General features: G+C 44.0%; 12 protein-coding genes. 3 read left to right on the forward strand and 9 right to left on the reverse strand.

From position 1 onward, the window contains the following. Window positions 1-110: 110 nt before the first annotated feature. From accC to CEX73_RS01355, 3 genes are read right to left on the reverse strand one after another with little or no spacing between them, the layout of a single operon-like run. Entirely contained in the window at window positions 111-1,451 is a 1,341-nt protein-coding gene (gene accC, locus CEX73_RS01345; protein WP_101626818.1) for an acetyl-CoA carboxylase biotin carboxylase subunit, read from the reverse strand. An 11-nt stretch (window positions 1,452-1,462) separates the two neighbouring features. Further along, window positions 1,463-1,912 carry an acetyl-CoA carboxylase biotin carboxyl carrier protein gene (gene accB / locus CEX73_RS01350; protein ID WP_101626819.1) on the reverse strand — a complete coding sequence of 150 codons (450 nt, stop codon included), beginning with the start codon at window positions 1,910-1,912 and terminating at the stop codon, window positions 1,463-1,465. Between the two features lie 21 nt (window positions 1,913-1,933). Then, window positions 1,934-2,395: a type II 3-dehydroquinate dehydratase gene (locus tag CEX73_RS01355; protein ID WP_101626820.1), complete on the reverse strand. Its 462-nt coding sequence runs from the start codon at window positions 2,393-2,395 to the stop codon at window positions 1,934-1,936. Window positions 2,396-2,899: 504 nt separating this feature from the next. On the opposite strand from CEX73_RS01355, the gene mreB reads away from it, so the two are divergent. The 3 genes from mreB (at window position 2,900) to mreD (ending at window position 5,510) form a co-directional block, all read left to right on the forward strand. Next, complete coding sequence (gene mreB, locus CEX73_RS01360) at window positions 2,900-3,943, forward strand: rod shape-determining protein MreB (protein WP_101626821.1); 1,044 nt, start codon at window positions 2,900-2,902, stop codon at window positions 3,941-3,943. Between the two features lie 86 nt (window positions 3,944-4,029). Beyond that, on the forward strand, window positions 4,030-4,965 hold the full coding sequence (mreC, locus tag CEX73_RS01365; RefSeq protein WP_101626822.1) for a rod shape-determining protein MreC: 936 nt from the start codon (window positions 4,030-4,032) through the stop codon (window positions 4,963-4,965). A 29-nt stretch (window positions 4,966-4,994) separates the two neighbouring features. After that, the gene (gene mreD / locus CEX73_RS01370; RefSeq protein ID WP_101626823.1) at window positions 4,995-5,510 is read left to right on the forward strand and encodes a rod shape-determining protein MreD; all 516 of its coding nucleotides are present in this window, start codon (window positions 4,995-4,997) and stop codon (window positions 5,508-5,510) included. A gap of 13 nt (window positions 5,511-5,523) precedes the next feature. Here the strand turns inward: mreD and thiH are convergent, their stop codons facing one another. From thiH to thiC, 6 genes are read right to left on the reverse strand one after another with little or no spacing between them, the layout of a single operon-like run. Continuing rightward, the gene (gene thiH, locus CEX73_RS01375) at window positions 5,524-6,672 is read right to left on the reverse strand and encodes a 2-iminoacetate synthase ThiH (RefSeq protein ID WP_101626824.1); all 1,149 of its coding nucleotides are present in this window, start codon (window positions 6,670-6,672) and stop codon (window positions 5,524-5,526) included. Then, window positions 6,669-7,451, reverse strand: coding sequence for a thiazole synthase (locus CEX73_RS01380; RefSeq protein ID WP_101626825.1), 783 nt, complete (start codon window positions 7,449-7,451; stop codon window positions 6,669-6,671). The genes thiH and CEX73_RS01380 overlap by 4 nt, the downstream gene beginning before the upstream one ends. Before the next feature lie 2 nt (window positions 7,452-7,453). Continuing rightward, on the reverse strand, window positions 7,454-7,654 hold the full coding sequence (gene thiS / locus CEX73_RS01385) for a sulfur carrier protein ThiS (protein WP_101626826.1): 201 nt from the start codon (window positions 7,652-7,654) through the stop codon (window positions 7,454-7,456). A gap of 31 nt (window positions 7,655-7,685) precedes the next feature. Then, a complete protein-coding gene (locus CEX73_RS01390) occupies window positions 7,686-8,438 on the reverse strand; it encodes a HesA/MoeB/ThiF family protein (protein WP_101626827.1) in 753 nt (250 codons plus the stop codon). Continuing rightward, window positions 8,431-9,084, reverse strand: coding sequence for a thiamine phosphate synthase (gene thiE, locus CEX73_RS01395; protein WP_101626828.1), 654 nt, complete (start codon window positions 9,082-9,084; stop codon window positions 8,431-8,433). The genes CEX73_RS01390 and thiE overlap by 8 nt, the downstream gene beginning before the upstream one ends. A gap of 34 nt (window positions 9,085-9,118) precedes the next feature. Then, a complete protein-coding gene (gene thiC, locus CEX73_RS01400; protein WP_101626829.1) occupies window positions 9,119-10,948 on the reverse strand; it encodes a phosphomethylpyrimidine synthase ThiC in 1,830 nt (609 codons plus the stop codon). Between the last annotated feature and the right edge of the window lie 140 nt (window positions 10,949-11,088).

Consider the following 11,088-nt stretch of genomic DNA (forward strand, 5'->3'; position numbering starts at 1 on the left):
GAAGCAAATTCCAAATTGGGTATTATGATATAGTACTTATTAGTAAATTTAGTAGGATAATAGACAAGATAGACATATAATTAAATTAAGTTTTTGACAATATTAAGTTGTTATATACCTAGTTTTTGTTCCAAATAGTGGATATTAGTGCCCCCCTTCTGAAAGTTATCATCATTAATTATTTTAAGTTGCAGATCGATATTAGTTTTTATACTGTCGATAATCAACTCTGTCAGTGCATTTTTCATACGCGAAATAGCTACATTGCGGTTCTCGCCAAAACAAATCAGTTTACCAATCATAGAGTCATAATACGGTGGTACCGAGTAGCTGGTATAAATATGCGACTCCCAGCGAACGCCGAAACCGCTTGGAGCATGAAAACGAGTTATTTTGCCAGGACTAGGCAAGAAAGTCTTTGGATCTTCTGCGTTAATACGGCACTCAACAGCGTGACCGGATATCTTTATTTGATCTTGAGTAATCGATAGTGGCTGGCCTGAGGCGATTAGTAACTGTTTTTTAATGATATCTATGCCGGTTATCATTTCAGTAACCGGATGCTCAACCTGGATACGGGTGTTCATTTCGATAAAGAAGAACTCACCTTTTTCATACAGGAATTCGAAAGTACCCGCGCCACGATAGCCTATTTCAACACAAGCCTTAGCACAACGTTCTCCGATATTGCGGCGTAACTCATCAGTGATTCCCGGCGCGGGTGCTTCTTCTAAAACTTTCTGGTGGCGGCGCTGCATTGAGCAGTCACGCTCCGCCAAATAGATAGCGTTGCCTTGGTTGTCAGCAAGAACCTGAATCTCGATATGGCGAGGATTCTCGAGATACTTTTCCATATATACTATATCGTTGCTAAACATAGCTTTTGCCTCTGCGCGAGTAATTAATATGGAATACTCTAGATCTTTATAATTGTACACGACACGCATACCACGTCCACCCCCGCCTCCAGAAGCTTTAATGATTACAGGATAGCCGATAAGCTTAGCAAGAGCGTGGTTTTTCTGCATATCTTCGCTGACAGGTCCATCTGAACCTGGTACACATGGTATACCGGTTTTTTTCATTGTTTTGATGGCGGAAACTTTATCTCCCATCAGACGAATAGTTTCCGCTTTCGGGCCGATAAAAATAAATCCGGAACGCTCAACTTGCTCAGCAAAATCAGCGTTCTCGGATAAGAATCCATATCCTGGATGAATAGCCGTAGAACCGGTAATTTCCGCAGCAGAAATGATTGCAGGAATATTGAGATAACTTTTTATCGAGGGCGGCGGGCCTATGCAGATAGTTTCATCTGCTAAAAGCACATGTTTAAGATCACGGTCGGCGGTAGAGTGCACAGCTACTGTTTGAATATTCAGCTCCTTGCACGCGCGAAGGATACGCAGCGCAATTTCACCGCGGTTTGCGATGACAATTTTATCTAACATTTGGCGCCTCGTTACTCGATGATAATTAGTGGCTCGTCGAATTCAACCGGTTGACCGTTATCTGGTAAAATAGCTTTTACTACACCTGCTTTATCTGATTGAATACTATTCATTATTTTCATAGCTTCAACGATGCACAGAGTGTCGCCGACGTTGACTTTCTGACCTACTTCTATGAAAGCTTTAGTGTCCGAACTCGGCGTGCGGTAAAAAATTCCTACCATTGGTGAGCGCACAATATGACTGCTCATAGGCACAGCAGCAGTTTCGATAGGAGCGTCATGTACAGCCCCTGACTGCGGGTGGGACGCAGGGATATAAGTAGTCTGTATCATTGGGTAGGCCGATTGTACCGTAGCACGACTGATACGAACCGATTCTTCACCTTCAGATATTTTCAGCTCTGAAATGCTAGATTCTTCAACCAGTTCAATTAGTTTCTTGATCTTACGAATATCCATAAGTGAAGTTCCATACTCTAATTAATAATATTTTGACTGAAGTTTTACCGCAGTCTGTAAAGCAAAGTTATACCCATCAACACCGAAACCGCAGATCACGCCAACAGCAATATCAGACAAATAGGAATAATGTCTAAAAGGCTCACGCGCATATATATTGGAGAGATGAATTTCGATAAATGGAATATTTACCGCTAAAAAAGCATCACGTAGGGCAACGCTGGTATGGGTAAACGCATTAATAAGGATCAAATCCTTATTACCACGAGCTTCATGTATATGTATATGATCGATTAACGTATGCTCTGCGTTGGACTGAAAATAACTTAGTTTTACTCCAAGGCTTGCAGCAAGATTAATCATATCTATGATAATCTCAGCAAGTGTGGTACAGCCATATTTGTTCAATTTGTTCACTTCACGGTTGCCTAGCAGATTTAGGTTAGGACCGTTCAGAAGCAATATGTGGAATTCATCAGCCATGAAACGGCGATTTAGCTTCAATTTCCGATACCCCGTAGAAGATAACTAACGTGAAATTATTTGTCACGTTTTTGCTGAAACATTTGTTAATCCTCAAAGGTAGTTTTAACACTAAATTAGTATCCATATTTTTATCAGTACAGTTTATCTTTCTAGTCAAAGCTAGAAAGAACGTAAAATGCTTGAAAATAACACTCAATTAAATAAAAGTGCGTTACTACAGTACTGTGCCAATGAGATTGCCGAAGTATAAAAAATATTCATGTTTTGAACCAAGATTAGTCTCAAAGTTTTTTTAATATTCACGTACAATTTATGTTTGACCGCAAAAAAGGCAATAGTTTCGCACCTCTCTGGACTAAAATCCATAACCAATATTTATTTTTTATAATAATATTACTAATATTTATAGTTATAATAACACATTGTATGTGTATTACACCTTGTGGTTAGTGAAGTAGACTACTAATTTGATTTGGCACTATGACTTGTAGGATATCATTTATGTTAAAAAAATTTCGAGGGATGTTTTCTAATGACTTATCCATTGACCTCGGTACTGCCAATACTCTTATTTATGTCAAAGGACAGGGTATTGTCCTTAATGCACCTTCTGTCGTTGCGATTCGTCAAGATCGTGCTGGCACGCCGAAATGCGTAGCGGCCGTTGGCCATGAAGCAAAACAGATGCTGGGGCGTACGCCCGGTAATATTGCCGCCATTCGTCCGATGAAAGATGGTGTGATTGCAGACTTTTTTGTGACGGAGAAAATGCTGCAGCACTTTATCAAACAAGTTCATAGTAATAGCTTCATGCGTCCAAGTCCGCGGGTACTAGTCTGTGTTCCAGTAGGGGCAACCCAAGTCGAACGCCGTGCTATCCGTGAATCAGCCCAGGGGGCTGGAGCCCGCGAGGTATTCTTGATTGAGGAGCCTATGGCGGCGGCAATCGGCGCCGGACTGCCGGTGTTTGAAGCAACGGGATCAATGGTAGTAGATATCGGCGGCGGTACCACAGAAGTAGCCGTGATTTCGCTGAATGGTGTAGTGTACTCTTCTTCTGTACGCGTTGGCGGCGATCGCTTCGATGAAGCGATTATTAATTATGTGCGTCGTAACTACGGCTCTCTGATTGGTGAAGCTACAGCGGAACGAATTAAACATAGTATCGGTGCTGCCTATCCCGACGATGAACTGCGGGAGATAGAGGTACGTGGTCGTAATCTAGCTGAGGGAGTACCACGTAGTTTCACTTTGAACTCCAATGAGATTCTAGAAGCGCTACAGGAGACACTAACAGGTATTGTTAGTCCAGTTAGGGTAGCGCTAGAACAGTGCCCGCCGGAGCTTGCATCTGATATTTCTGAGCGCGGTATGGTGCTTACTGGCGGCGGTGCGCTGATGCGTAACTTAGACCGTCTACTGATGGAACAGACAGGCATTCCTGTTGTTGTGGCAGATGATCCTCTCACTTGCGTTGCCAGAGGCGGTGGTAAGGCGCTGGAAATGATCGATATGCACGGTGGTGATTTATTCAGCGAAGAATAACTAATAACTGACCTCAAATTTCAAGAAGGAAGACCCTGTCTAGGTCAATGCTGACATGAACTGTCCTGGACAGGACTTCCTTGTTTATGAAGCGAATTTTCAACAGACTGCAGCTGCGACTGTTTCTGGCGATGATAATTGCCATGATTGTTATCATGGTCGATAGTAGGCTAGAGACTTTTGTGAACATTCGCACCTACATGGATATTGTCGTTAGTAAGTTTTACTTTTTTGCTCATAGCACACGCCAGATGCTAGATAATTTATCACAAACGTTAGCAACTAGCACTAACACCCAGCTTCAGTTAGAAAACCATGCTTTACGCCAAGAGCTGCTACTGAAAAAAAGTGAACAGTTGTTACTGGGGCAGTACAAAAAGGAAAATACCAGACTACGTGAGCTACTGAGATCTCCGCTGCGTCAGGATGAGCGTAAAATGGTCACTAAAGTCATTTCCCTAAGGACGGATCCATACCGTAACCAAGTTATTATTGATAAAGGATCGAATAACGGGGTATATATCGGCCAGCCAGTTATTAGCGACCAAGGAGTAGTAGGGCAGGTGATTGCGACCAATAAGTTCACTAGTCGTATCTTGCTAATTTGCGATTCTTCCCATGCACTGCCAATTCAGGTGTTACGTAATGATATTAGGGTAATAGTAGTAGGTAACGGATGTACCGAAGATCTACAGCTTGAACATCTACCGTGCAATACTGATATCCGTGTCGGCGACGTACTAGTAACCTCAGGCCTTGGAGGCCGCTTTCCAGAAGGCTATCCAGTTGCGGTTGTATCCTCGGTTAAATTAGATACTCAGCATGCTCATACCGTGATTAAGGCGCGACCCACTGCCAGGCTACAACGTTTACGTTATTTACTTTTACTATGGGGGGTTGGTCTACGCATTGAAGTGTCGCTACCGCCAGATGAGGTACGCTGTGTCGCTAAAGAACGGCTAATACAGATAATGTCACAGGGTCTGCAGTCTTCGGCTGCAACAGCTCAACCTGCTCGTTAAATCACATCCACGTTAATTGAAAAGCGATAATGAACCGGTACCACCGTTACGGAGGCAGGATTATCTGGGTCTCTTTTATTATCGCGATAATCTTGCAAATGATGCCCTGTCCGCCACCAATGAATATCTTCTGGCCCTCTTGGCTCAATTTGTTGTTTATTTATTGGGTCATGGTACTACCGCACCGAGTTAATATAAAAACAGGATTTTTGCTTGGACTTATTATAGATTTAATTATGGGCTCGATGCTCGGCGTACATGCACTAGCACTTAGTATGATTGCATATCTTGCGGTATTAAAATTTAGGTTCTTCAGGAATATAGCTCTTTGTCAACAAGCTATCATAATTATTTTTTTATCATTATTTTATAAATATATGATATATATCATATATTTGTGTTTTATGAATGTTTTTTTTAGTTCAGAAATTTTTTGGAGTAGTATGGTAGATGGCATAGTGTGGCCCTGGCTTTTTTTACTCATGCGAAAAATACGCAGCCAGCCAGGTACTATAAGGTTAAAGGTTAAAAGTACCATAAAGTGAAAGAAAACTTTTATCACCTATTATTTTGCTCAGCTTGCGAATCAACAGATAGGCATTTGAGTCCGTCTTTCCATATTGGCTGTAAGCCAGCGCGGATGAATGCTTGCGCTACATCTTGCAGAGAACGATTATCGTGTGGTAAAAACTGCTCCAGCTCCTGCTGTTCACGGGCATAACCACCAGGTTTAGTTTTAGAGCCAGCACTAACACTATTGACCACGATGGGCACAACATTATCGCGGAAATATGGGGACTCTCTGGTAGAAAGAGAAATCTCTACTTCAGGGGCAAGTAGGCGAAAAGCACACATAACCTGTAATAATTCAGCTTCATCTATGAAAGATGCGGGCGTCACTCCGCGACCAGCGCAAGGACGCAACCGGGGAAACGATAGAGAGTAGTTACTGCGCCAATAGCTATTGCGCAGATAAAGTAGATGGCGAGCCATCATATAACAATCCGTACGCCAGTCTTTTGATAATCCTATTAATGCTCCTAGGCCAATTTTATCGATTCCAGCGCATGCGACACGATCTGGTGTTTCTAATCGCCAGAAGAAATCCCGCTTTTTACCCCGCAGGTGATGAAGATGATAAGTTGGTAAATGATAAGTTTCTTGATACACTAGTATACCGTCTAGCCCAAGCATCTTCAATTCTGCATACTCCTGTTGTAAAAGAGGTTGCACCTCCATAATCAGGGAGCTAAAGTAGTCGCTGACTTTAGGTACGCAGTTACGAAAATAGTCCATACCTACTTTATTTTTATGTTCTCCGGTTACGAGAAGTAAATAGTCGATATTTTGGGCACGAATAGCTTCGCATTCTTCGATAATTTCCTGCTCATTAAGAATTTTACGCCGTATGCGATTGCTGATCGAGAAACCACAATAGCTGCATTCATTAGCACAAAGATTAGAGAGATAAAGCGGCAAATAAAAGCTAACGGTATTACCGAAACGCTGGCGGGTCAAATGGCGAGCACGCTGGGCGATTGGTTCTAGATATACACTAGCTACTGGCGATAATAACGCCATCATCTCTTTTGGACCAATAGAGCTAGCAGCTAGCGCTCGTTCTACGTCTAGCTTGCTCTGACTATGGATACGCATACTAGCAGCATTCCAGTCTATGCGTTGCCAGTGTTGACTAAAAGTTATCATGAACATACCTCGTGGTCGCACGATAAAAATTCGGTCAATGGGCTAGTAGACCTAGCATGCTGGCTACGGGGCGCTAGACCTGCTGACTTAGCCAACTCTCCCGACACTATTGCTAGGCGGAAAGCACTAGCCATGGCTACAGGATCTCGTGCAACAGCAATAGCTGTATTCACTAGCACCGCATCTGCGCCCATTTCTAGTGCTTCTAACGCCTGGCTTGGCGCACCTATACCAGCATCTACCACCACTGGTATTTGCGTCTGTTGAATAATAATTTGTAGAAAATCGCGGGTTTTCAGCCCCTGGTTAGAACCTATAGGCGATCCTAGCGGCATAACAGCCGCACAACCTGCTTCCTCAAGGCGACGACATAAGACTGGGTCTGCGCTACAATAGGGCAACACGACAAAACCCTCCTTAACTAGTTTTCCTGCAGCTTTCAGCGTTTCTATTGGGTCTGGCAATAGATATTGTATGTCGGGATGAATTTCTAGTTTGATCCAATTCGTGCCTATTGCTTCGCGTGCTAGCCTAGCGACAAAGAGTGCCTCATCGGCGGTTTTAGCGCCAGAAGTGTTAGGTAGCAACCTGACACCTGCTTGACGTAGCCCCGGTAGCAGGGCATCATTACCTTTCTTTAGATCAACCCTGCGCATCGCTAAGGTTACTAGTTCGCTGCCAGCAGCTGATATTGCTTGCAACATAAGTTCCTTATTCGCGAATTTGCCAGTACCTATGAACAACCTAGACTGAAAATCAGTATCAGCAAGGGTAAACATTGTTATCCTCCGGCAATAACCTCGAATAATAAAATATCGTCGCCATCCTGCACCTGATATTCGGGCCAACACGGGCGTGGAATGATCGTATTATTAACAGCTAGTGCTGAGCCAGCTGTGTGTGCATAAAGCTGGTTAAGCAGCGCGCTTAAGGTTAATGACTGAGCTAGCTTCATAGGATGATCATTAAAAGTAATAGTCATTATAGTTTTCTCCTCCTTTTATCACTACCGGTCAAGTATCTGTAGCGCAGACGGAACATTGCTTGTTCCTACTTAAGCTTAAAACGCGCCACTGAAGGTTTTTGCCATCAAATAACCACAATTTGCCTGCTGTTTTCATTGGCAAGCCACACAGTAATTTAATGGCCTCCAGCGCCTGTAAAGTACCCATTATACCGACTACGGGACCAATAATACCTGCGGTACGACAATTACGTTGCGTATCCTGCTGATCTGGAAACAGACAGGCATAACAGCCGCAGCGCCACGGCGGTTGCAAAACCATCATTTGACCGCTAAAACTCACCGCACTAGCGCTAATAAGCGGTATACTACTGCGCACACAAGCAGCATTTATCACGTGGCGTGTGACAAAATTATCGCTGCAGTCTAGCACAATATTAGCGCGTTTTACTTGTTGATCCAGCCAAGTAGTGCTTTGTAGTCTCCTAGCAAGGGGAATATAATGCACTTCAGGATTCAGTGCAGTAAGTTGCTGCTGCGCTGCCTCCACCTTCAACTGTCCAATATCTGGGGTGCGATAGAGGATTTGTCGCTGTAAATTAGTAAGATAGAGACTATCTTCATCCGCTAGTAATAAGGTGCCAACGCCGGCAGCAGCAAGATACAGCGACGCTGCTGATCCCAATCCGCCTAGGCCAGCTAGTAGTACTGTCGCTGCCTGCAGCTGTTTTTGTCCAGTTAGACCAACCTCTTTCAGCAGCAGCTGACGACTGTAGCGTAAAAACTCCTGATCGTTAAGCATCGTATTGCTGCCAGCTATTAATTTTGTCTAGTAGACTAGCAGTTGCTTGACGCCAATCGGGCGCGCGAGTAATCGCGCTGACGACAGCGATACTACCAACCCCGCATTCCAATACAGCCTCTACTTTATCAGCGCTAATTCCACCGATAGCTACCGTAGGTATATTCTGCAACTTGGTAACTAAACTCCGTAATGCTTTTAACCCTTGTGGGCTAGAAGACATTTTTTTCGTCGTCGTAGGAAAAATATGACCAAGTGCAATGTAAGAGGGACGCCAAGTCATTGCACGTGTTAATTCTACTTCATTATGCGTTGATAGTCCCAAAAATAGTCCTGCTCTATTAATAGCATTGGCATCAGCATGGTCCATGTCTTCTTGCCCCAGATGTACACCATAGGCGTTATAGCGGATAGCTAGGCGCCAGTAGTCATTAATAATGATCCGCGCTTTATAGCATTGTCCAAGTAAGACCGCCGCCTCGATATCTGGCGCTACCTCGTCCTCACTCTTATTTTTCATTCGTAATTGCACGGTGGTGACTCCGGCATCCAGCATGCGCACTACCCACACGAGCGAATCTACTATAGGATAGAGACCAAGCCGATAGGGTAGCGGCGCTACTTCTACATATTGTTCAGCACACATTCTTTATTTATACCGTCATTGAGTATTTACACCTTCATTGAGTTAAACCACGATAATTAGCGTAATTACGTACTTTTTTAGATATTTTCATTGAACAGAATTTAGGGCCGCACATTGAGCAGAAATGGGCCATTTTACCCGCTGCCTGCGGCATAGTTTCATCGTGATACGTACGCGCGGTAGTTGGATCTAGCGCCAAATTGAATTGATCTTCCCAGCGGAATTCGAAGCGTGCTTTCGACATAGCGTTATCACGTATCTGCGCACCAGGATGCCCCTTTGCGAGATCAGCGGCATGGGCAGCAATTTTATAGGTTATCAGCCCCTGTTTCACATCTTCTTTATTAGGCAAACCTAGATGTTCTTTGGGAGTAACATAGCACAGCATGGCGCATCCAAACCAGCCTATCAGTGCTGCACCAATACCTGAGGTAAAATGATCATAGCCGGGAGCTATATCAGTTGTCAGTGGCCCAAGAGTATAGAACGGCGCTTCGTGGCAATGCTTTAGTTGATCTGTCATATTATGCTGAATCATATGCATAGGCACATGACCTGGTCCTTCAATCATTACTTGTACATCATACTCCCAGGCTATTTTAGTCAATTCGCCTAAGGTATAGAGTTCAGAAAATTGTGCTTCGTCATTAGCATCCTGTACTGAACCGGGCCTTAGACCGTCCCCAAGAGATAATGCAATATCATAGGCAGCGCAAAGCTCACAGATATCACGAAAGCGTTCATAAAGAAAGTTTTCCTGATGATGTGCCAAACACCATTGGGCCATAATAGAGCCACCACGAGATACGATACCGGTTAACCTACGGGCAGTCATCGGAACGTAACGCATCAGCACGCCAGCATGAATAGTAAAATAATCTACGCCTTGGTTAGCTTGTTCCAATAATGTATGGTAAAAGATCTCCCAATTAAGATTTTCCGCTACGCCATTGACTTTCTCTAGTGCTTGATAGATAGGCACAGTGCCGATAGGAACTGGACTATTGCGTAATATCCATTCTCGAGTTTCATGAATATAACGGCCGGTTGATAGATCCATCACCGTGTCTGCTCCCCAACGAGTCGCCCATACCAGCTTTTCAACCTCTTCCTCGATGGATGAGGTTACTGCTGAGTTGCCGATATTTGCATTTACTTTAACGAGAAAATTACGACCGATAATCATCGGTTCAGATTCTGGATGATTAATATTACTCGGAATGATAGCGCGTCCGGCAGCTACTTCCTGCCGCACAAATTCTGCTGTGATGTGATCTGGTAGTGCCGCGCCGAAGCTCTGGCCAGAATGCTGCCGGCGTAACACATCACTATGGATACGCTCCCGACCCATATTTTCACGCAAAGCAATAAACTCCATTTCCGGCGTGATGATGCCGGCACGGGCATAATGCAACTGAGTGACACAACACTTATTACGAGCGCGGCGGGGATTATAGTGGGCAGCAAAACGTAACCGCTCTAATCTATTTTCAACGCGCTGTTTCCCACGATCGCTATCTGCGTTGATTTGCTCACTGTCCTGTCGTGCTGCAATCCACGTTTCCCGTAGACGGGGAAGACCGGTACGTACATTAATGACTACAGCCGGATCGCCGTAAGGCCCTGAGGTATCATAAACAGGCACCGGCTCATTATTCTCATAACGTGCATCGTCGTCGTTGTCACCTATCAATGTAGGATTAAGCTGAATTTCACGCATTGGCACCCGGACTGAATTAGTAGTACCCTGCAAATAGATCCGTCTGGAGTTGGGAAAAGCACTGCTACCCGTTAAGCTATCGATAAAAGCTTGTGCCTGATCGCGGCTAACGCGGCGTGAAGTGTGTGTAGATGATGTAGACATAAAACATTCCTCTGTATTAATTACTATTACCGAGATGGACTTATCTTAAGTACTACCATTTTGTTGAGCATCTAAGTCTCGGAGATCAATCGTTACCATTCATGGTATAACGCTATCTATCATCTCAATGATTATTAATC

Origin of the sequence: Candidatus Palibaumannia cicadellinicola (genome assembly GCF_002855795.1) — a bacterium.
Classification (GTDB): domain Bacteria; phylum Pseudomonadota; class Gammaproteobacteria; order Enterobacterales; family Enterobacteriaceae; genus Baumannia; species Baumannia cicadellinicola_C.